The 19859-nt window shown below is 72.9% G+C and carries 20 protein-coding genes and 3 pseudogenes; 16 read left to right on the plus strand and 7 right to left on the minus strand.

Going from position 1 to position 19859, the window contains the following annotated elements:
- Nucleotides 1-205: 205 nt before the first annotated feature.
- From FIV43_RS16730 to FIV43_RS22715, 3 genes and pseudogenes are all read left to right on the plus strand, one after another.
- Nucleotides 206-1921 carry a carbon starvation CstA family protein gene (locus FIV43_RS16730; RefSeq protein WP_141015042.1) on the plus strand — a complete coding sequence of 572 codons (1716 nt, stop codon included), beginning with the start codon at nucleotides 206-208 and terminating at the stop codon, nucleotides 1919-1921.
- Nucleotides 1918-2181 (plus strand): cory-CC-star protein, encoded by a 264-nt coding sequence (locus FIV43_RS16735; RefSeq protein WP_196780858.1) that lies wholly within the window; start codon nucleotides 1918-1920, stop codon nucleotides 2179-2181. Before FIV43_RS16730 ends, FIV43_RS16735 begins: the two co-directional genes overlap by 4 nt.
- Nucleotides 2172-3157: pseudogene (locus tag FIV43_RS22715) on the plus strand (ArsA family ATPase). The gene FIV43_RS16735 and the pseudogene FIV43_RS22715 overlap by 10 nt, the downstream one beginning before the upstream one ends.
- Before the next feature lie 83 nt (nucleotides 3158-3240).
- On the opposite strand, the gene FIV43_RS21685 reads toward FIV43_RS22715, so the two are convergent.
- From FIV43_RS21685 to FIV43_RS16750, 3 genes are all read right to left on the minus strand, one after another.
- A complete protein-coding gene (locus FIV43_RS21685) occupies nucleotides 3241-3489 on the minus strand; it encodes a hypothetical protein (RefSeq protein WP_196780861.1) in 249 nt (82 codons plus the stop codon).
- Nucleotides 3486-3968, minus strand: a complete 483-nt coding sequence (locus tag FIV43_RS16745; RefSeq protein ID WP_196780862.1) for a sulfite exporter TauE/SafE family protein — start codon at nucleotides 3966-3968, stop codon at nucleotides 3486-3488. Before FIV43_RS16745 ends, FIV43_RS21685 begins: the two co-directional genes overlap by 4 nt.
- A gap of 108 nt (nucleotides 3969-4076) precedes the next feature.
- Nucleotides 4077-5027: a LysR family transcriptional regulator gene (locus tag FIV43_RS16750; RefSeq protein ID WP_181407547.1), complete on the minus strand. Its 951-nt coding sequence runs from the start codon at nucleotides 5025-5027 to the stop codon at nucleotides 4077-4079.
- Nucleotides 5028-5213: 186 nt separating this feature from the next.
- Here FIV43_RS16750 and FIV43_RS21155 point away from each other — a divergent pair, with 186 nt between their 5' ends.
- Nucleotides 5214-5360, plus strand: a complete 147-nt coding sequence (locus FIV43_RS21155; protein WP_181407548.1) for a hypothetical protein — start codon at nucleotides 5214-5216, stop codon at nucleotides 5358-5360.
- Nucleotides 5361-5412: 52 nt separating this feature from the next.
- On the opposite strand, the gene FIV43_RS16755 is transcribed toward FIV43_RS21155, so the two are convergent.
- Nucleotides 5413-6282 (minus strand): sigma-70 family RNA polymerase sigma factor, encoded by an 870-nt coding sequence (locus tag FIV43_RS16755; protein WP_141015044.1) that lies wholly within the window; start codon nucleotides 6280-6282, stop codon nucleotides 5413-5415.
- 112 nt (nucleotides 6283-6394) lie between these two features.
- On the opposite strand from FIV43_RS16755, the gene FIV43_RS16760 reads away from it, so the two are divergent.
- From FIV43_RS16760 to FIV43_RS16770, 4 genes and pseudogenes are all read left to right on the plus strand, one after another.
- Nucleotides 6395-6631, plus strand: coding sequence for a DUF1059 domain-containing protein (locus FIV43_RS16760; RefSeq protein WP_141015045.1), 237 nt, complete (start codon nucleotides 6395-6397; stop codon nucleotides 6629-6631).
- Nucleotides 6632-6672: 41 nt separating this feature from the next.
- Nucleotides 6673-6744, plus strand: a pseudogene (locus FIV43_RS23580) (hypothetical protein); the annotation flags it as partial.
- Complete coding sequence (locus FIV43_RS23930) at nucleotides 6711-7052, plus strand: VOC family protein (RefSeq protein ID WP_407938909.1); 342 nt, start codon at nucleotides 6711-6713, stop codon at nucleotides 7050-7052. The pseudogene FIV43_RS23580 and the gene FIV43_RS23930, both read left to right, overlap by 34 nt.
- 43 nt (nucleotides 7053-7095) lie before the next feature.
- A complete protein-coding gene (locus FIV43_RS16770) occupies nucleotides 7096-7893 on the plus strand; it encodes a helix-hairpin-helix domain-containing protein (RefSeq protein ID WP_181407549.1) in 798 nt (265 codons plus the stop codon).
- Nucleotides 7894-7928: 35 nt separating this feature from the next.
- Here the strand turns inward: FIV43_RS16770 and FIV43_RS16775 are convergent, their stop codons facing one another.
- The gene (locus FIV43_RS16775; RefSeq protein ID WP_141015046.1) at nucleotides 7929-8741 is read right to left on the minus strand and encodes a class I SAM-dependent methyltransferase; all 813 of its coding nucleotides are present in this window, start codon (nucleotides 8739-8741) and stop codon (nucleotides 7929-7931) included.
- Between the two features lie 178 nt (nucleotides 8742-8919).
- On the opposite strand from FIV43_RS16775, the gene FIV43_RS16780 reads away from it, so the two are divergent.
- From FIV43_RS16780 to FIV43_RS16790, 4 genes and pseudogenes are all read left to right on the plus strand, one after another.
- A complete protein-coding gene (locus FIV43_RS16780; protein ID WP_141015047.1) occupies nucleotides 8920-9621 on the plus strand; it encodes a winged helix-turn-helix transcriptional regulator in 702 nt (233 codons plus the stop codon).
- A gap of 10 nt (nucleotides 9622-9631) precedes the next feature.
- Entirely contained in the window at nucleotides 9632-10402 is a 771-nt protein-coding gene (locus FIV43_RS23295; protein WP_269204032.1) for a glutamate synthase-related protein, read from the plus strand.
- Nucleotides 10333-11237: pseudogene (locus FIV43_RS16785) on the plus strand (glutamate synthase-related protein). Before FIV43_RS23295 ends, FIV43_RS16785 begins: the two are co-directional and overlap by 70 nt.
- A 124-nt stretch (nucleotides 11238-11361) precedes the next feature.
- Nucleotides 11362-13020 carry a thiamine pyrophosphate-dependent enzyme gene (locus FIV43_RS16790; protein WP_196780864.1) on the plus strand — a complete coding sequence of 553 codons (1659 nt, stop codon included), beginning with the start codon at nucleotides 11362-11364 and terminating at the stop codon, nucleotides 13018-13020.
- Between the two features lie 67 nt (nucleotides 13021-13087).
- Here FIV43_RS16790 and FIV43_RS16795 read toward each other — a convergent pair whose 3' ends face one another.
- A complete protein-coding gene (locus FIV43_RS16795) occupies nucleotides 13088-14221 on the minus strand; it encodes an SGNH/GDSL hydrolase family protein (protein ID WP_141015048.1) in 1134 nt (377 codons plus the stop codon).
- 136 nt (nucleotides 14222-14357) lie between these two features.
- Here FIV43_RS16795 and FIV43_RS16800 point away from each other — a divergent pair, with 136 nt between their 5' ends.
- The 4 genes from FIV43_RS16800 to FIV43_RS16815 all read left to right on the plus strand — a co-directional run bounded on the left by FIV43_RS16800 (nucleotide 14358) and on the right by FIV43_RS16815 (nucleotide 18411).
- The gene (locus FIV43_RS16800) at nucleotides 14358-15164 is read left to right on the plus strand and encodes an SDR family NAD(P)-dependent oxidoreductase (protein ID WP_181407550.1); all 807 of its coding nucleotides are present in this window, start codon (nucleotides 14358-14360) and stop codon (nucleotides 15162-15164) included.
- Nucleotides 15164-16489 carry a flavin-containing monooxygenase gene (locus tag FIV43_RS16805; RefSeq protein WP_141015050.1) on the plus strand — a complete coding sequence of 442 codons (1326 nt, stop codon included), beginning with the start codon at nucleotides 15164-15166 and terminating at the stop codon, nucleotides 16487-16489. The genes FIV43_RS16800 and FIV43_RS16805 overlap by 1 nt, the downstream gene beginning before the upstream one ends.
- Nucleotides 16486-17451 carry a bile acid:sodium symporter family protein gene (locus FIV43_RS16810; RefSeq protein ID WP_196780865.1) on the plus strand — a complete coding sequence of 322 codons (966 nt, stop codon included), beginning with the start codon at nucleotides 16486-16488 and terminating at the stop codon, nucleotides 17449-17451. Before FIV43_RS16805 ends, FIV43_RS16810 begins: the two co-directional genes overlap by 4 nt.
- 147 nt (nucleotides 17452-17598) lie before the next feature.
- Complete coding sequence (locus FIV43_RS16815) at nucleotides 17599-18411, plus strand: NAD-dependent epimerase/dehydratase family protein (RefSeq protein ID WP_141015051.1); 813 nt, start codon at nucleotides 17599-17601, stop codon at nucleotides 18409-18411.
- A gap of 48 nt (nucleotides 18412-18459) precedes the next feature.
- Here FIV43_RS16815 and FIV43_RS16820 read toward each other — a convergent pair whose 3' ends face one another.
- A complete protein-coding gene (locus FIV43_RS16820; protein ID WP_141015052.1) occupies nucleotides 18460-19734 on the minus strand; it encodes a lysozyme family protein in 1275 nt (424 codons plus the stop codon).
- Nucleotides 19735-19859: the final 125 nt, after the last annotated feature.

A 19859-nucleotide genomic window follows, 5' to 3' on the forward strand; every position in this document is an offset into this window, starting at 1 on the left:
TGCCGTGGCAGCGACGGTGACGGCACGCCCCAGTCGCCCCAACCGGACCGCTCGTCCGGTCCGGCCGACCGTTCGTCGTACCAGGTGCACCGCTCGTCCACGGGGGCCTTCCCCGGTGCGAGTGACCCCAGCCACAGACTCCTATGCTCGGTCAGTTGCCTGCCGTGGTCTGGGTGCAGGCGCTGACTCTCTCGGAGGAGACGACGTGACATCACTGTGGCTGCTGCTGATCGGTCTCGCCATGCTGGCGGCCGGCTACGCGCTGTACTCGAAGTTCTTGGCCACCAAGATCTACAAGCTGGACGACGCCTACCCGACGCCGGCGCACCAGCTGAGCGACGGTGTGGACTACGTGCCCACCAACAAGTACGTGCTGTGGGGCCACCACTTCACCTCGGTGGCCGGCGCTGCCCCGATCGTGGGCCCGGCGATCGCGGTGATCTGGGGCTGGCTGCCGGCCTTCCTCTGGGTCACCCTCGGCACCGTCTTCTTCGCGGGCATGCACGACATGGGAGCCCTGTGGGCGTCCTCGCGCAACCGCGGCCAGTCGATCGGGATGCTGTCCGGACGCTACATCGGCGCCCGCGGACGCAACCTGTTCCTGGTGGTCATCTTCCTGCTGCTGCTGATGGTCGTCGCCGCGTTCGGCGTGGTCATCCAGGGCCTCTTCATCTCCACCCCCTCCTCGGTGATCCCGGCCTGGGGCGCGATCGTGGTCGCCGTGATCGTCGGCCAGATGATCTACCGCTACCGGATCAACCTGCTGCTCACCACCGTGATCGGGGTGACCGCGCTCTACGCGCTGATCATCGTCGGTGACAACTACCCGGTCGAGCTCCCCGACCCGATCCTGGGCATGTCCCCGGGCACCTTCTGGATCGTGGCGCTCTTCGTCTACGCCGGCATCGCCTCGCTGCTCCCGGTGTGGGTGCTGCTGCAGCCGCGCGACTACATCAACGGCGTCCAGCTCTTCATCGGGCTCGGCATCCTCTACGGCGCCACCCTGATCAGCGCCCCCGACCTGGTCGCCCCGGCGTGGAACGACGCCGTCCCCGAGGGCACCCCGGGCATCCTGCCGCTGCTCTTCGTGACCATCGCCTGCGGCGCCATCTCCGGCTTCCACGGCACGGTCTCCTCGGGCACCAGCTCCAAGCAGCTGGACAAGGAGGGCGACGCCCGGTTCGTCGGCTACTTCGGCGCGGTCGGTGAGGGCCTGCTGGCGCTCGGCGCGATCATCGCCGCGACCGCCGGCTTCAAGACCCTGGCCGACTGGGAGGCCGTCTACTCCGCGTTCGGCAACGGCGGCGTCGGCGCCTTCGTCACCGGTGGCGGCGCGATCGTCAACGAGGGCCTGGGCATCCCGGTCTCGCTCTCGGCGACGATCCTGGCCACCATGGCGGTCCTCTTCGCCGCGACCACGATGGACACCGGTGTGCGGCTGATGCGCTTCGTGGTCCAGGAGGCCGGCGAGGTCGTCGGGGTCAAGGTCGGCAAGTGGATCGGCACCGCGGTCGTCCTGGTGATCGGCCTGGGCCTGACCTTCTCCGCCGGCGCCGACGGCTCGGGCGGGATGCGGATCTGGCCGCTGTTCGGTACGACGAACCAGCTGCTCGCCGCGCTCACCCTCTCCATCGTCGCGGTGATGCTGATCCGCAAGCGCCGCAACCCGGTGGCCGCGCTGATCCCGCTGGTCTTCGTCTTCGTGATGGCGTTGTGGGCCGCGATCGACCAGTTCGGCACCCTCGCCGACGACAAGGACTGGCTGTTGGTGGCGATCGACGGTGTCATCATCGTGGCCGCGATCTGGGTCGCGGTGGAGGCGGTGATGGCGATGCGCCGGGCCGCCTCGGAGCCGGCCGAGCCCGAGGACGCCGACGAGGTCGCCGCGCGCGGCGAGTACGAGGCCAGCGGGACGTCGTGACCCTGCGCGAGCGCTGGCGCGCGTTCGCCAGGGGGCTGGAGGAGTTCTACGCCGGCCCCTACCGGCGGACGCTGCGCCGCGCCCAGCGGGAGGAGGACGACCTCTTCCTCACCGTGGTGCTGGCCGAGGCGCTCGGCGTCCCGGACCCGGCTGCCTACCAGAGCGTCGAGCTGCTGCCGGCGGTCTACGAGGAGTTCCACGCCTGGCACCGGCGGATCGGGCTGGACCGCTCGCCGCTCGAGCACGTCGGATGCTGCTAGGAGGGCCGAGCCTGCTGGGTCTGGTCCAGGCCCGGCGGGTGCTCTTCGTCAGCGGCAAGGGCGGGGTGGGGAAGACCTCGATCGCCTCCGCGCTCGCCCTGGCCCGGGCCCGCGCCGGAGCGCGGGTGCTGGTGGTCTCCACCGACCCCGCCCACAACCTGGGCCACGTCTGGGACCGCGTGGTGGGGGACGTGGTGGGGGACCGGCCGGTCCGCCTGGCCTCGACCGGCGCCGGCCACGTGGACGGCATCGAGATCGATCCCGAGGCGACCGTCGAGCGGCACCTGGCCGGTGTCCGCGCCTCGATGCACCGGCTGCTCCCCGAACGCCTGCGCCCCGCCGCCGACCGGCACCTCGCCGCCGCGCGGGAGGCGCCCGGCACCCACGAGTCGGCGATCCTGGAGCGGGTCGCGGAGGCCGTGGAGACCGGCCTGGCCGACTATGACCTGGTGGTCTTCGACACCGCCCCAGCGGCCACACCCTGCGGCTGATGGCGCTGCCCGAGCAGCTCACCGCGTGGACCGAGGGCCTGCTGGCGAACCGGGACCGCTCCGAGCGCTTCGGCGCCGCGCTGCGCGGGTTGGGCGGCGGCGCCGACACCGTCGACCGGGACGCCGAGCTGCGCCGGCTGCTGGTGCGTCGTCAGGCACGGTTCGCCGCCCTCCGCGATGCCGTCACCGACCCTGCCACGACCTCCTTCGTGCTGGTCCTGGCCGCCGAGCGGCTGCCGGTCGCCGAGACCCTCGACCTGCGCGCCCGGCTGCTCGAGCTGGGGATCGGGGTCGACGCCCTGGTCGTCAACCGACGCTCACCGGCCGATGCCGGCGCCCTGCTCGCGGCACGCCGGGAGTCGGAGGAGCGCCAGCTGGGCGTCGTACGGGAGGCGGTGGGGGAGCCGATCGTCGAGGTGCCGCTGCTGCCCGGTGAGCTGGTGGGCGAGGCCGGTCTCGGGACGCTCGCCGACCTGCTGGGCTGAGGTCTCTCGGCGCGCCCCATTCGGATTGGTCGGGAATTCGGCGATTTCGGAGCCAGTTCGAATGGGGCGCGGCGGACCCCGCCTCACACGGTGGCGATGGTGATCGCCCCGGCCGCCACGACCATCGCGGTCACCGCGTGCCGGAAGACCGAGATCGGGAGGCGTCGGGCGATCGCGATGCCGGCCTGGTTGCCGACGAGTGCGACGGCGACGCAGGCGGCGAGCACCGGTCCGGCGGCGCCGAGGTCGAGGTCGGCGTAGCCCCACAGCAGCGCCAGCGAGGCGACGTTGGCGATCACGAAGTAGCCGGCGAGGTCGGCGATGAAGGTCATCGGGGGACCTGGGCCCGGCTGAGCAGCAGCACCGGAGGCGGTCCGTTGAGCGAGGTGGTGGTGGAGAGGTATCCCCCGATCGCCCCGACCGCCAGGGTGGCGCGCGCAGTCGGCGGGGTCGGTGCGCGGCGAGCGGGCAGCGCCATCACGACGCCGCACAGGATCGTCAGTACGCCGACCGCGGGCTTGAGCACGCCCTCGGGGATCAGCACGATCGTGACCGCCCCGACCCAGGCGCCCGGGATCGCCGCACCGCCGAGTCGGAGGACGCGTCGCCGGTCCATCTCGGCGCGCAGCTGGTAGGCGGCGGCCAGGCGGGTGGCGAGGGCGACCACCAGGTTGATCACCACGGTCTCGGTCACCCCGACGCCGGCGAGCAGCATCAGCGGAGCGGCGATCAGCGAGGAGCCGAACCCGGTGGCGCCGCCGATCAGCGCCGCGAACCCGACACACAGCACGGCGGCGGTCAGCACAGTCACGCCGGAACGGTAGGGCGAGCCCGACTGATCCATCAACGCCGAATGATCGAACTCTCTGTTCGCTCGAGCGGAGCAATCATGCGCGCGGCCACTCGGCGCGACCCAGGGTCAGGGATGGTCGTGCCCGAAGCCGGCGAGCAGCCGGTCCCGCAGGCGCGTGGTGACCGGGTCCAGCGCGCGGTGGCGGGCCCACGCCAGCCCGTTCACCCGGTCCAGCGGCTCCACCTCGCAGGCGACGGCCGTGAGTCCGGCGTCGCGGGCGTGGGCGTGGGTGGTGACGGCGTAGCCGACCTGGGCCCTGACCAGACCGGCCACGGTCTCGTCGGTCGAGGTCTGGAGGGCGACGGTCGGCTCGCCCCCGGCTCGCCGGCACAGGTCCTCGGCGATGGTGCGCAGCACGAAGCCCGGACTGAAGGCGACCAGCGGCTCGGTGGCGAGGTCGGCGGACGGCAACGTCGCGCCGGTGGCCCACGGGTGGTCGCCGGCGACCGCGATGCAGGTCGGCTCGGTCTCCAGCTCGGCGACGCTCACCTGGGTCGGCGGCGCGCCGGCCGGCCAGGCGGTCACGGAGAGGTCCAGCTCGCGGGCCGCGACCGCGCGGACCAGGTCGTCGACGGAGGTCTCGGTGAAGACCAGCTCCACGGCGGGGTGGTCGCGGTGGAAGGAGGAGAGGGCGTGCCAGAACCGTTGGTTGACCACCCCGGCAGGCAGTCCGAGCCGGATCCTCCCCCTGGTGAGCTCGCCCGCCGCACGGACCGCGTCGGTGAGGCCGTCCAGCTCGGCCAGCACGCGGACGGCGTGGTCGACGAAGATCCGCCCGGCGGGCGTCGGTCGCACCGACCGGGTGGTCCGCTCGAAGAGCCGTACGCCGAGCACCTGCTCGACGCGCTTCACCTGCTCGCTCATGCTGGCTCGGGAGATCCACAGGGCATCGGCCGCCCGGGCGAAGCTGGCGTGCTCGGCGACCGCGACGATCGCCCGGAGGTCGCGCACCTGGAGCCTGCTCTCCCTGCTGCTCCCGGTGCTGCTCCCCGTGCTGCTCTGGGTGCCGGTCTCCATCGTGCGGTCCTCTTTCATCCGGCGTGCCGGTGACCCGCTGCGCGACACCCCACTGTTCGGTCCCTCGCCACAACCTAACCCGGTGTTCGTGCTGGTCGAACCACACAGCCCAGATGGCTGGAAAACGACGAACGTCGGCATCGCTGCCACTGGTGGCAGCATCTGACCCGGCGCAGGATTACTGCCATGGCTTTCCTGATCTCTGCGACCGTGATGCTCTTCGTCGTCTTCGTGGTGATGTCCCTCGGCGAGCACTGGCATGCCGAGGACGAGGCGGCGGGTGGACCGACCGACCCGACCACCCGGCGCGACCACGCACCCGGGCCCTGCTGACGCGCACGACCGCGCACGACCGCGCACGACCGCGCGCCGCCGCGCACGGCCGTCAGCGAGCTACGTCGTCCTTGCGCCGCCGTACCTGCTCCAGCGTCCGGGCCGTGGCCCGGAAGTCGATCCGCGCCACCCGCCCGTCGACGACGGTGAAGTCGAAGGCGACCCGCGCCACCCCCTTGTCGAACCACGCGGAGCCGGGCCGGTCGCCGATGTAGACGGGCAGGGCGGAGTGCGCGGCGCCGTTGAAGAACGAGGCGATCGCGTCGCGGCCCTCCATCCGCTCCGGCGTGCCGGTCGCGACCGCCACCGCATCCCCGACCACCACCGCGTCCGGTGCCAGCAGCTGCAGCAGCCGGTCCAGGTCCCCGCCGCGCGCGGCCGCCATGAAGGCGTCCACCACCTCCCAGTCGGCGAGCTGGTCCTCGCTCACCGGCTGGGCCACTTTGGCGCGGGCCCGGGAGGCCAGCTTGCGGGCCGCGACGGGGGTGGTGTCCAGGACCGCCGCGATCGTCGGGAACTCGAAGCCGAAGGTGTCGTGCAGCACGAAGGCGACCCGCTCCTTGGGACTGAGCCGGTCCAGCACCACCTGCAGGGCGATCCCGACCGTGTCGGCGAGCGCGACGTCGTCGGCCGGGTCGGGCGCGGACCCGCCCGCCTCGACGTACGCGTCGATCTCGGGCTCGAGGTCGGGGGTACGGGCCCGCAGCCGGTCCAGGCACAGCCGGGTGGTCACGGTGGTGAGCCAGGCGGGCAGGTTCTCGATGTCGGCGTCGGTGCCGTGCAGCCGGAGCCAGGCCTGCTGGACCACGTCCTCGGCCTCGGCGCGGTCGCCGAGCACCTGGGTGGCGATGCGCAGCAGCCGCGGGCGCTCGTGCTCGAACGCCTCGGTGATCTCGAGTGCCTGGGTGGGCTCGTCGGCCATGGTGGTCACACTTCCATCTCGGGGATCGTCAATGGTGTGACGGCTCCGGACCGGGATGTGTGACACCGGCACCCGAGCAGCGACGATGAGACCGATCGAGAGGATGGAACCCATGAAGACGATGACCTGCAAGGACCTCGGCGGCCCCTGCGAGCTGGCGCACTCCGGCGAGACCGCCGACGACGTGATCAACGCGCAGGACCAACACCTCAAGGAGGTCGTCAAGGCCGGCGACACCGACCACGTGCCCGCCCGCAACGACATGAAGGGCCGCTGGCGGCACCCGAAGAAGTCGCTGGGTTGGTACAACGACGTGAAGAAGCGGTTCGCCGCGCTCCCGGAGGGCTGACACCCCGGGTGGTGTCGGCGGGCGGGTGCAGAGTGCACCGCATGACCTCCACGTCCGCGCCCGTCACGTTCCACGCCCTCTGCATCGACACCCCCGACGCCGGCCGGGCGGCACGCTTCTACGCCGACCTGACCGGCGGCGCCGTGACCGGGGAGTACCCGGAGTACGGCTACGCCCAGGCGGAGGCGCCGGGCGTCACGCTGAACTTCCAGACCGTCGCCGGCTACGCGCGTCCGCAGTGGCCCGGCCAGGAGCACCCCAGCAGTTCCACCTCGACTTCCGGGTGCCCGACCTGGAGTCCGCCGTCGCCCGTGCCGAGGGGCTCGGCGCGACGGTCGCCGCCGAGCAGCCCGAGGACGCCACCTGGCGGGTGATGCTCGACCCCGACGGCCACCCGTTCTGCCTCTGCCCGCCGCAGTAGTGAGCGCCTCCCCGCGCGCCGCGAACCGGCCTATCCTGCGGAGGTGATGATCCGCCCCGCCGAGCTCGAGGCGATCCGCGACGGCGGGATCGACCTCGCGTTCCGGCGCTGGGACCGGCCACGCGTCCGGGTCGGCACCCGGCTGCGTACGGCGGTCGGGCTGGTCGAGGTGACCTCGGTCGACAAGGTGGCGCTCTCCGCCCTCCGCGCCGACGACGCGCGCCGCGCCGGCGCCGCCTCGGTCGCTGCGCTCAAGGAGGCGCTCGCCGGGCGCGCCGACCGCCCGGTGTTCCGGGTCGGGTTGCGGCACGCCGGCGCCGACCCGCGTGAGCAGCTCCGGGAGTCGGTGCCCGACGCCGACGGCATCGCCGAGGTGCTGGCCGGGCTGGACCGTCTCGACGCCGCCTCGCCGGTCGGGCCGTGGACCAGGCAGACGCTGCGGGTGATCGACCGGCAGCCGGAGGTGCGGGCGCCCGAGCTGGCCGCCGGCCTCGGCCGCCCGACCCCGGAGTTCAAGCGCGACGTGCGCAAGCTGAAGGAGCGCGGGCTGACCGAGTCGCTGGCGATCGGCTACCGGCTCTCGCCGCGTGGCGAGGCGGTCCTGGACCACGTCAACGGCCCACGCCAGCGGGCCCCGCGCCGGGACGGCACCGCGCTCCCGCGGACCATCGGCGCGCCGGCCACCCGCGCACTGCGCGCCGCCGACCTGCACACGCTGGAGGCGGTCGGCACCTGGCGTCGGGCCGACCTCGCCGCACTGCACGGGGTCGGCCCGTTCGCCCTGGGCCGGCTCGAGACCGCGATGGCCGAGGCCGGCCTCACGTTCGCCGAGCCCGGGTGAGCCGGAACCTCCGCCGACTCACCCCGTGCCCGCGGTCAGCGCCGCCGAGCGTTCGCGAGCAGGTACTCCCACCGCATCACGCCGTCGGTGAGGTGCTCCTCGCCCAACGCGGCCAGCGCATCGTCGAGCGCGGCGGCGTCGTCCGGACGCTCGGCCAGGTTGCGGTAGACCGCGATCGTCGGTCCGTAGTTGGCCTTGAAGAAGTCGCGGAACTGCGCGCCGCCCGCGAACGCGTCGATCGCCACCTCCTCGCGACGGCAGTCGAGCGCCTCGACCCGGTCGCCGAGCAGCGCGGCCACGTGCTCCTCGCTGCCCCACAGCGGTGGGGGCTGCGCGCCCGGCGGCGGCGTCGGTGCGTACGGCGACATCGTGCGCAGCATCGCTCCGATGAACCCGCCGGGGGTCCAGCTCAGGGTGGCGATCCGTCCACCGGGCCGGGTCACCCGGACCAGCTCGTCGGCGGCCCGCTGGTGGAACGGCGCGAACATCACGCCGACGCAGGAGACCACCGCATCGAACGCGGCGTCGTCGTAGGGCAGCGCCTCCGCGTCGCCCTCCTCCCACCGCAGGGTCAGTCCGCGGGCGGCGGCGTCGGCGCGGCCGACGTCGAAGAGCTCCGGGGTCAGGTCGGAGGCGGTCACCTCCGCTCCGCGCGCCGCGGCGGCCAGCGCCGCGTTGCCGGCCCCGGCGGCCACGTCCAGGACGCGGTCCCCGGCCCCGACGTCGGCGGCGTCCACCACCCGCTCGCCCAGCTGCGGGATCAGCGTCCGGGCCACCGCCGGGTAGTCGCCCGACGCCCACATCGCCCGGTGCCGGGTCTTCAGCGCCGGTTGGTTCATGACGGTCATCGCCGTCCCCTCTCAGGTCGTCCCCTCGGCCCGCCGCGGTCGCGGCCGGCCGGCTGCCAGCGTCCGCCGGTGCGCCGCCGGGCCACCAGTGCTGGATCTGAACCGCCGGTTCACGTTCTGTACTGGTGGTGCGCCGATCCGTGGGTGTGTACTGGTGGACGGCCCCGAGGAGGCCCCGATGGCGGGTTACGGCCAGTTCTGCCCGATGGCGAAGGCGATGGAGGTGCTCGACGAGCGCTGGACGCTGCTCGTCGTGCGCGAGCTGCTGCTGGGCAGCACCCACTTCAACGAGCTGCGCCGCGGCAACCCGCGGATGTCGCCGGCCCTGCTGTCCAAGCGGCTGCGCACCCTCGAGCGCGCCGGCGTCGTACGGCGGGAGCTGGTGGAGGGACGGACCCGCTACACGCTCACCCCGGCCGGCGAGGAGCTGCGCCCGGTGATCGAGGCCCTCCAGGTCTGGGGTGCGCGCTGGGTCGGCAGCCTCGGTGTCGAGGACCTGGACCCGCACCTGCTGCTCTGGGACATCCAGCGGACGATGCCGATGGAGCGGTGGCCCTCGGGCCGGACGGTGGTCGCGGTGCGGTTCCCCGACGTCGAGCCCCGGGTCTCCTCCTGGTGGATGTGCGTCAGCGACCGGACCCCGGACGTGTGCGACGTCGATCCCGGCTTCGAGGTGCTCGGGTGGCTCCACGTCTCCCTGCGCACCCTCTCGGAGATCTGGCGCGGCGATCGCTCCTGGTCCACGGCCGCGCGGGACGGTCTGTTCAGCGTGGACGGCCCGCCGGAGCTGGCCCGCCGGCTGCCGGAGTGGATCGGCCAGTCGTCGGCGGCCGCGGTCCCGCGCCCGCAGCAGGCTGGACTCGTCGGGCCTGCTTCGTAGACTGCCCGGAGTGCTGCGCTTCTACATCCTCGGAGTCCTCGCCTTCCTGGCGGTCGTGACCACGTTGGCCGCCGCCCTCGGCGGTCCCGCCTGGTGGGTGCTGCTCGCCGTGCTGGTCGGGCTGCTCGGCGTCGGGATCCACGACGTGCTCCAGCGGCGCCACTCGATCCTGCGCAACTACCCCGTGCTCGGGCACATCCGCTACCTGATGGAGGAGATCCGTCCGGAGCTGCAGCAGTACTTCATCGAGCGCAACTACGACGGTCGGCCGTTCGACCGGGACACCCGCTCCTCGATCTACGAGCGGGCCAAGGGGATCAAGGGGGAGCAGCCCTTCGGCACCGAGCGGGACGTCTACCGCAACGGCTACGAGTACCTGGTGCACTCCGCCCGTCCGCGGCCGACCATGGAGCAGACCCCGATGGTGCGGGTGGGCGGCCCGGACTGCACCCGCCCGTACGACGTCGCGCTGATGAACATCTCCTCGATGAGCTTCGGCGCGCTCAGCGGCAACGCGGTCGAGGCGATGAACCGCGGGGCCGCGATGGGCGGGTTCGCCCACGAGACCGGCGAGGGCGGGATCAGCCGCTACCACCGCAGCGGGGGAGACCTGGTCTGGGAGATCGGGTCCGGCTACTTCGGCTGCCGCACCCCGAGGGCCACTTCGACGCCGAGCGCTTCGCCGCCACCGTCGCCGACGACCGGGTCAAGATGGTCAGCATCAAGCTCAGCCAGGGTGCCAAGCCCGGGATCGGGGGCGTGCTGCCCGGACCCAAGGTGACCGCGGAGATCGCCGAGGCCCGGGGCGTGCCCGCGGGCGAGACCTGCGTGTCGCCCGCGTTCCACACCGCCTTCGACACCCCGCGCGAGCTGCTCCGCTTCGTCGCCCGGCTGCGCGAGCTGGCCGACGGCCGCCCGGTCGGGTTCAAGCTCTGCGTCGGATCGCGGGTCGACGTACTGGCGATCTGCAAGGCGATGGTGGTCGAGGGGATCACGCCGGACTTCATCGTGGTGGACGGCGCGGAAGGGGTACGGGGGCAGCACCGCTGGAGTACGAGGACCACGTCGGGATGCCGCTCACGGAAGGACTGATGACCGTGCACAACGCGCTGATCGGCGTCGGCATGCGGCACCGGGTCCGGGTCGGTGCCGCCGGCAAGGTGACCAGCGGCATCGACATCGTCAAGCGGATGATCCAGGGGGCCGACTTCACCCTCTCCGCGCGGGCGATGATGATGGCGGTCGGCTGCATCCAGGCGCAGACCTGCCACACCAACACCTGCCCGGTCGGCGTCGCCACCCAGGACCCCAAGCGGACCCGCGCGCTGCACGTGCCGACCAAGGCCGACCGGGTCCGCAACTACCAGGCGGCCGTGGTCGAGCAGGCGGTGCAGGTGATCGCCTCGATGGGGCTGGACTCCTTCGACCAGCTGGACCCGAGCATGCTGCGCCGCCGCATCGACGAGGGCCGGGTGGCCAGCTATGCGCAGCTCTTCGACGGTCTCGGGACCGGCCAGCTGATCAGCGGCCCGCCGTCGTCCTGGCAGGACGACTGGGAGATGGCGAGCGCCGAGGCGTTCACCCCCGACCCGACCCCACTGACCGGACGCATCTGACCGGACGCATCTGACCGGACGCACCTGATCGACCCCATCCCCGACGCGAGGAGATCCGCATGACCACCGTGGCCGAGACCGTCGTCGAAGCGCTGGCCGAGCACGGTGTCCGCACCGTGTGGGGGTGGTCGGCGACGCACTCAACCCCTTCACCGACGCGATCCGCCGTCAGGACGGACTGGACTGGGTCGGGGTGCGCCACGAGGAGGCCGCCGCCTTCGCCGCCGGCGCCCAGGCCCAGCTGACCCAGCGGGTCGGGGTCTGCATGGGCACCGTGGGGCCGGGCGCGATCCACCTGCTCAACGGCCTCTACGACGCCAAGAAGTCGCACGCCCCGGTGCTGGCCATCGTGGGGCAGGTGCCGCGGGAGGAGATCGGCTCCGAGTTCTTCCAGGAGGTCGACAACGACGCCCTCTTCGCCGATGTCGCGGTGTGGACCCGGACGGTGACCGAGGTGGACCAGATGCCGCACCTGCTCGAGGAGGCGGTCAACGCCGCCTACAGCCGTCCCGGCGTCGCGGTGCTCTCGGTGCCCGGCGACGTCGGCGGTCTCGACCTCCCGCGCGGCACCGAGCCGCCCCGCTTCGCCCACCCGCCGCAGCCCGCGGCCGCCGACCACCAGGACGTACGACGGGCCGCGGAGCTGCTGGGCGGCGCCAGTCGGGTGACCCTGCTCGTCGGTCAGGGCGCCCGCGGCGCCCGGCGGCAGGTGCTCGACCTGGCCGAGCGGTTGAAGGCGCCGATGGTGCTGTCGCTGAAGGCGAAGGACGGCTTCGACGACGACAACCCCTACGAGATCGGCCAGTCCGGGCTGATCGGCAACCCGGCCACCGCGGAGGCGTTCTCGGCCTGCGACGTGCTCTTCATGATCGGCACCGACTTCCCCTACCGGGAGTTCCTGCCGAAGGACACCACGGTGATCCAGCTGGACAGCCGGGTGGCGCACGTGGGACGTCGTACCGCCGTCGCGCACTCGCTGGTCGGCGATGCCGGTGCGACCCTGACCGAGCTCCTCGGGCTGGTCGACGCCCGGGAGAGCAGCGCCCACCTGGACGCCGCCCGCCGCATCTACACCGAGTGGGGCGAGGCGCAGGCGCGGCTGGCCGACCCCGGCCACGACCGTCACGGCATCGGGCGGCTGCGGGGCAAGCTGGACAACCCCGACGCGCGGATCCGCCCCGAGGTGGTCGCCGCGGCGCTCGAGCGGCATGCGGCGCCGGACGCGGTCTTCACCACCGACACCGGGATGTCGACGGTCTGGCTCTCCCGGTTCATCCGGATGACCGGTGGTCGTCGGCTGCTGGGCTCCTACAACCTCGGCTCCATGGCCAACGCGATGCCGCAGGCGCTGGGGGTGCAGGCGCTGGACCGGGAGCGGCAGGTGGTCTCGCTCTCCGGTGACGGTGGGTTGACCATGCTGCTCGGCGACCTGATCACCGCGGTCACCTACGAACTGCCGGTGAAGATCGTGGTCTTCGACAACGGCCGGCTCGGCATGGTGAAGCTGGAGATGGAGCAGGTCGGCATGCCCGAGTTCGGCACCGTGCTGCACAACCCCGACCTGGCCGCCGTAGCCCGCTCGCTCGGCCTGCACGGGGTGCGGGTCACCGACCCCGCCGACGTCGACGACGCGGTCGCCGGCGCGCTGGCCCACCCGGGACCGGTGCTGCTCGACGTGGTCACCAACCCGGACGAGGTCTCCATCCCCTCCCGCCCGACCCTGGGGCAGGGGTGGGGCTTCGCGATCGCCAAGGCGAAGGAGTTCCTGGTCAGCCCGGAGTAGCCGGTGCCGGACGGCGAAGGGCCGGGCCGGACCTCGTGGTCCGACCCGGCCCTGACGGCCGGCTGGCTCAGGAGCCCTGCGACTCCTCCCACCGCGCCCACGCGTCGGTGATCGTCCGGGCGCGGTCCGGCGTCATCCGGACCGTCGGCTGCCCGCCGATCGGCGGCCAGGCGAAGACGCCGGCGGGGGCGGTGCGTCCGCCGGTGAGCTGGTGGTAGATCGCCTGCGCCGCCCCGCGCATCCCGCGCAGGTAGGGGTGGAAGTTGGCGGCGCGCAGCGGGTTCAGGGTCTTGCCGTTGATCCAGGCCTCCTGCTTCGCGCAGGCGTCGTGGCCGCGCGAGGCGGGGTAGAGGTCGACGTACCGGGCGCCGGTGGCCTTCGCCGCGTTGCGCAGCGAGAGGTTGAGGCGTCGTTCGACCCGGTTCCCCCAGGCGTAGTCGCCCTTCGCGAAGCCGACCGCGTCGCAGGAGCCCCGCTCGGGGAGCAGCCGCGGGTAGCCGACGACGTAGACCTCGGCGTTGGGGGCGTTGCGACGCACCGCCCGGAGCGAGCGGGCGACGTCGCGCTGGATCCGCTTGGCGTCACGCAGCTTGGTGTCCACCCCCTTGCGGTTGGTGAAGTGGGCCTTGCAGGGGGCGCCGTTCGGCCGTGCCTTCGCGACCTCGCCGCAGACGTCGATCATCGACCCGAAGAGGCTGTAGTCGTTGCCGCCGATGCCGACGGTGACCAGGTCGGTGGCCCGGGACAGCGCGCCGACCTGCCGGGCCGGCGCGGGCCCGGGGATGATGGTCGACTGGCGCTGCCGGTCCAGGTCGTCGGTCTCGGCGCCGGAGCAGGTGACGTCGGTGAAGCTGGCGACGTCGAAGTAGTCGGCCAGGAACGCCGGATAGTTGTTGGTCGACCGGATGCAGCCCAGGTCGCCCAGCTGCAGCGCCGGCACCAGGGGGCCGGCGCTGTAGGAGTCGCCGAGGGCGACGTAGTCGATCGGGTCGTCGCCGTTGACCACGGCCGATGCCCGCGGCCGCTCCGCGCCGGTCCGGTCCGTCCCGGAACGTTCGACGGGAGCCGCCCCGGCGCTCGGCGGCGCGAGTGCCAGCGGAGCGAGCAGGGCCGTGGCCGCGGCGGCCGCGATCACGGTGGCCGTGCGGCGTCGCCGGCCGGTCGTGGTGGTGGACGTGTGTGCAGATGTGTGTCGGATCATGTTTCCCTCCCGAGAACCCAACGGTTGCTGCGACATTAGGTCACGGATGAGTTCGGTGGGTGCACGTTCTGCAGTGTGGATGCAGAACGGTGTGACCGGTGTCACCGCGCGGCGGACGGTGTGCGAGGCTGCGGCCGTGAACGACCAGTCCGCCGCCACCCCACCGCAGGCCGCTCCCGTCGCGGTGGTCACCGGAGCGGCCGGCAACATCGGCCGGCGCCTGCTCGACCGCTTGGCCACCGCCGGCTACCGCGTGGTCGGCCTCGACCTGCCCGGTGCGCTGCCCGCCGGCGACGCCCGGTTCCGCGGCTGCGACATCACCGACGACGCCGAGGTCCGGACCGTCCTCGCCGCGGTGGTGGCCGACCTGGGGCGGATCGACGTACTGGTGAACAACGCGGGGATCTCAGCGATCGGGCGCTTCGAGGACCACGACGTCGCCGTGCACCGACGGGTGGTCGAGGTGAACCACCTCGGCGCCATCGCCTGCACCCAGGCGGCGCTGCCGGCGCTGCGCCGCTCCGGCGGGCGGGTGGTGGTGATCGGCTCGGTCACCGGCTTCGCCCCGGTCCTGGGACGGCCGGCCTACGTCGGCGCGAAGCACGCGGTGACCGGACTCTTCGAGGCGCTGCGCATCGAGCTCGCCCCCGACGGGGTCGGGGTCACCCTGGTCCACCCCACCTTCGTGACCGGCGGCATGGGCGAGGCCGGTCCGCGGGCCTCGGGCCGGGTGCGGGCGACCACCGGGGCCGAGGTGACCGCCGACGACGTGGCGCGCGCGGTAGTCGAGGCGGTCCGCAGCGGCCGCGACCGGGTGCTGGTCGGCCGGACCGCGTGGCTCTCCTGGCACCTCTACCGGCACGCGCCGGCCCTCTACACCCGATTGATGAAACGCCGCCTGGCACGCACCGCCGTGCACGGCGACCTGCGAGGAGCACCCTGATGAACGAACCCGGCTACGCCGTCATCGGCGCCGGACCCTCCGGCCTCGCCGGCGCTCGCAACCTGCAGCGGGTGGGACTGCCCTGGACCGGCTACGAGCTCGCCGACGGCGTCGGGGGCCTCTGGAACATCGACGGCCCGCGCAGCACCGTCTACGACTCCGCCCACCTGATCTCGTCGCGTACGACGACCGAGTTCACCGAGTTCCCGATGTCGACCGACGTCGCGGACTACCCGAGCCACCGCGAGCTGTTGCGGTACTTCCAGGAGTTCGCCGACACCTTCGACCTGCGCTCGGGCTACCGCTTCGGCACCGAGGTGAACGCCCTCGAGCCGGTCGACGGCGGCCGGGGCGGTTGGCAGGTGACCAGCACCGGCCCCGACGGCACGCACACCGAGCTGCACCGCGGAGTGGTGGTGGCCAACGGGACGCTCAGCGAGCCGGCGGTGCCGCGGTTCGAGGGCGAGTTCAGCGGCGAGATCTTCCACACCAGCCGCTACAAGTCGGCGACCGTCTTCGCCGGCAAGCGGGTGCTGGTCATCGGTGCCGGCAACTCCGGCTGCGACATCGCCGTCGACGCGGTGCACCACGCGGCCAGCGTCGACATCAGCGTGCGCCGCGGCTACTACTTCGTGCCGAAGTACATCCTCGGCAAGCCCGCCGACACCCTCAACCAGGGGCGCCCGCTGCCCGCCCGGATCAAGCAGGCGGTCGACAGCCGGGTGCTCAAGCTCTTCACCGGCGACCCGGTCCGGTTCGGCTTCCCCAAGCCCGACTACCGGATCTACGAGTCGCACCCGGTGGTGAACTCGCTGGTCCTGCACCACGTCGGGCACGGCGACATCGGGGTCCGCCCGGACATCCGGCGCTTCGACGGCGAGGACGTGGTCTTCGCCGACGGCACCCGCCGGGCGTACGACGTGGTGGTGCTGGCCACCGGCTACCACCTGCACTACCCGTTCCTCGACCCGGCGCTGCTCTCCTGGGCCGGACCCGGCAGCGGGACCGCGCCGGACCTCTACCTCAACATCTTCCCTCAGAAGGCGGCCAACCTCTTCGTGCTCGGGATGATCGAGGCCTCCGGCATCGGGTGGCAGGGTCGCTACGAACAGGCCGAGCTGGTGGCGGCGTACCTGCGGGCGCGCCGAGACGACCCGGCGGCCGCCGACGCCTTCGACGAGCGGGTGCGGGGACCGCGGCCGGACCTGACCGGCGGCTACCACTACCTCGGGCTGGAGCGGATGAGCTACTACGTCAACAAGGACGCCTACCGCGGCGAGGTGCGGGCCGCCGTCGCCGAGCTCGGTCCGGAGGGCTCCCGGTGAGCGGCCTGCTGCCCCAGGTGGCGGTGCTCGCCGCCGACGTCGACACGATCAACATCGACTTCGACGAGGGGTCGCTGACCACGCTGAAGATCGTGATCGGCGCGATCCTGTTCGGGATCGCGCTGGACACCAAGCTGGACGACTTCGCGGCCGCGGCGCGACGACCCGGCGTGATCGGGATCGGCGTGCTCGCCCAGTTCCTGCTGCTCCCGGCGATCACCTTCCTGCTCACCCTCGCCCTGGACATCCGCGGGTCGGTCGCGCTCGGGATGATCCTGGTCGCCTGCTGCCCGCCCGGCAACGTCTCCAACATCCTCACCCACCGGGCGCGGGGCGACGTGGCGCTGTCGGTGTCGATGACCGCGGTGGGCAACGTGCTGGCGATCTTCGTGATGCCGCTCAACATGGCGCTGTGGGGCTCGCTGCACCCCACCGGTAGCGCGATGCTGGAGGACATCGAGCTCTCCGCGGTGGACATGTTCTCCGAGATCGCCTTCGTGATCGGGCTCCCGTTCGTCGCCGGGATCGCCATCGCCCGCTTCTGGCCGGCGTTCGCGGCCCGGGCCAGCCGGGTGGTGAGTCCGCTGGCCTTCCTGGCGCTCGGCGCGGTGATCGTCATCGGCGTCACCAACAACTGGTCGATCTTCGTCACCTACATCGGGATCGTGCTGGTGGCGGTCTTCCTGCACGACGCGCTCGCCCTGGGACTGGGCTACTCGATCGCCCGGCTCACCCGGCTGCCGGCGGCCAGCGTGCGGGCGATGACCTTCGAGGTCGGCATCCGCAACGCCGGCCTCGGACTGCTGCTGGTCTTCACCTACTTCGACGGCCTCGGCGGGATGGCGCTGGTGGCCGCGTGGTGGGGCATCTGGGACATCATCGCCGGCCTCGCCGTCGCGCAGGTGTGGCGCTCGCGCCGGACCACGCCGGAGGGCACGGCCGTCGAAGGGAGCGCGGCATGAGCACCTCGCCCCGGTCGGTCCTGGTCACCGGGGCAGCGGATTCCTCGGCACCTCGGTGGTGCGCGGCCTCGCCGCGGCGGGCCACCGGGTGGTCAGCACCGACCTGCGGCTCCCGGAGCCCCCGGGGCGGGGGTCGAGCACGACGTCATGGACGTCACCGACGCCGCGCAGGTCGATGCCGTGATCGGCGCGCACCGTCCCGCGGTGGTGGTGCACCTGGCCTCGATCGTCACCCCCGGCAAGGGGTCGACCCGGGACCTCGAGTACGACGTCGACGTCAACGGCGCCCGGCACGTGCTGCGCGCGTGCCTGGACCACGGCGTGCGGCGGGTGGTGGTCTCCTCCTCGGGCGCGGCCTACGGCTATCACCCCGACAACGGGGCGGCGCACCAGGGCTGGCTCACCGAGGAGGACCCGGTGCGCGGCAACGTCGAGTTCGCCTACAGCCACCACAAGCGGCTGGTCGAGGAGCAGCTCGCGGACCTGCGACGCGACCACCCCGAGCTCGAGCAGGTGGTGCTCCGGATCGGCACCATCCTCGGTGAGCGCGTGGACAACCAGATCACCGCGCTCTTCCAGCGCCGTCGGCTGCTCAAGATCCGCGGCGCCGACTCGCCGTTCGTCTTCATCTGGGACACCGACGTGGCCGGCGTGATCCAGCGGGCGGTCGACGCCGAGCAGACGGGTGTCTTCAACGTGGCCGGTGACGGCGCGCTGAGCATCGGCGAGATCGCGCGCCGGCTGGGCCGGCCGATGCTGGTGGTGCCCGAGCCGGTGCTCCGGGGCGCGCTGGCGGTGGCGCACCGGCTCGGCCTGTCGCCGTACGGGCCGGAGCAGACGCGCTTCCTGCAGTATCGCCCGGTGCTCGACAACACCCGGCTCAAGGAGGTCTTCGGCTACACGCCGTCGAAGACCAGTGCGCAGGCCTTCGACGCCTGGCGCGCGGCGCGCGGGCTCTGAATCGGTCGGGCCGGTCGGGCCCGGCCGATCGTGCTCAGCGGGCCGGGCTCAGGGCGTCGCGAGGGGCTTGCCGGTCGGGCCGGCCAGCGGAGTCACCGTCACGGTGACGGTCGCGGTGGCCCGGGGGGTCGGCGAGCAGTCCTCGACCGGGTCGTCCTCGGTGGGCAGCTCGGTGGGCTGCTCGGTGGCGGTCCCGGTGGGCTGCTCGACCGGCTCGGCGGTGACCGTCGCGGTCTCCGTGGGCGTCGGGCAGGCGGTGGGCTCGTCGGTCGGCTCGGTGGTCGGCTTGGTCGTGGGCTTGGTGGTGGGCTTGGTGGTGGGCTTGGTGGTCGGCTTGGTGGTCGGCTTCGTGGTCGGCTTGGTCGTCGGTCCCGCTGTCGGCTCGGCGGAGAGGCTCGGCCGTCCGGAGGGCCGGGTGCCGGGCTTCGCGTCGAGGGAGCCGTCGGGGTCGGTGTCGAGGGAGTCGAGCGGGCCGTCGGTGTCGGCCGTCGGCCTCGAGGTCGGCGTCGACGAGCCCAACGGGGCGCCGAGGTCCAGCGGCAGGCTGATCGGGACGGTGTCCGGGGCCGGCAGGTCGAGCCGGCGAGCGTCCGTCTCGAAGTGGTGCGCAAGTCGGGCCACCAGGTCGGCGTAGCCGGCCGCCGGGTTGTACTGCTCGAGCGCCGCGGCCAGCGGCCGGGCGCGGGTCAGGTCACCCTCCTGGCTGCACAGCGTCACGCCGACGGCCAGCGCCGCGTCGTCGAGGTCCTGCGGGTTGCGGGTGCCGTCCGCGTCGCCGTCGACGCCGACCACCGCCCACAGCGTGGGGGTGAGACCGAGGGGGCCGACGGCCCGGTCCCAGCGACGGTCGCCGTCCAACCGCCCGTTGTCGGTGTCGGACTGCCGCTCGGTGCCGCGCTTGCCGTTGAGCGCCGCCCCGATCACGTCGGGACGTACGACGCCGCGGGCCCCGACCTTGCCGCCGTCGGCACGTCCGTGGTCGGACTCCACGTGGCCGACCGCGGCCAGCAGGGTCCACGACATCCCGCAGCCGGGCGCCGCGTCCTGCAGCACCAGGTCGGCGCGCTGGTAGGCGGCCATCGCGGCCGGGGGCAGGTCGCGCACGTCCTGCGCGGCCACCCGCAGGTCCCGCGGGTAGGGGCGTTCGGCGTTGGCGGCGACCTCGTGCGGCAGCCGCGAGCGGCGCAGCCCGGCGGGCACCGCGGTGTCCGGCTCGACGTCGGCGCTGCCGATGATCACGGGGCCGGGCGGGAGCGCGGGGGACGGGGCGGAGGCGTCCTGGGCGGACATCTGCAGGGCGACACCGCTGGACACAGCCCCCATCGCGAGCAGGGCACTGACCGAGGTGACCGCGAACGGGCGGAAGATCGTGTCCCGCCCAGGGAACTGGAACCGACGTCCCCGACCCGTGGTCGCGGGTCGATGACTGGTTGAGTGGCCGTGCGGGC

This window comes from Nocardioides sambongensis (assembly GCF_006494815.1).
Lineage (GTDB): Bacteria > Actinomycetota > Actinomycetes > Propionibacteriales > Nocardioidaceae > Nocardioides > Nocardioides sambongensis.

Coding starts and splice junctions, on each gene's coding strand:
- FIV43_RS21685 (WP_196780861.1), bottom strand. CDS start 3,489: ATGACCTTCATCGCCGACCTCGCCGGCTACTTCGTGATCGCCAACGTC.
- FIV43_RS16750 (WP_181407547.1), bottom strand. CDS start 5,027: ATGGAGACCGGCACCCAGAGCAGCACGGGGAGCAGCACCGGGAGCAGC.
- FIV43_RS21155 (WP_181407548.1), top strand. CDS start 5,214: ATGGCTTTCCTGATCTCTGCGACCGTGATGCTCTTCGTCGTCTTCGTG.
- FIV43_RS16755 (WP_141015044.1), bottom strand. CDS start 6,282: ATGGCCGACGAGCCCACCCAGGCACTCGAGATCACCGAGGCGTTCGAG.
- FIV43_RS16760 (WP_141015045.1), top strand. CDS start 6,395: ATGAAGACGATGACCTGCAAGGACCTCGGCGGCCCCTGCGAGCTGGCG.
- FIV43_RS16775 (WP_141015046.1), bottom strand. CDS start 8,741: ATGACCGTCATGAACCAACCGGCGCTGAAGACCCGGCACCGGGCGATG.
- FIV43_RS16780 (WP_141015047.1), top strand. CDS start 8,920: ATGGCGGGTTACGGCCAGTTCTGCCCGATGGCGAAGGCGATGGAGGTG.
- FIV43_RS16795 (WP_141015048.1), bottom strand. CDS start 14,221: ATGATCCGACACACATCTGCACACACGTCCACCACCACGACCGGCCGG.
- FIV43_RS16805 (WP_141015050.1), top strand. CDS start 15,164: ATGAACGAACCCGGCTACGCCGTCATCGGCGCCGGACCCTCCGGCCTC.
- FIV43_RS16815 (WP_141015051.1), top strand. CDS start 17,599: ATGGACGTCACCGACGCCGCGCAGGTCGATGCCGTGATCGGCGCGCAC.
- FIV43_RS16820 (WP_141015052.1), bottom strand. CDS start 19,734: ATGGGGGCTGTGTCCAGCGGTGTCGCCCTGCAGATGTCCGCCCAGGAC.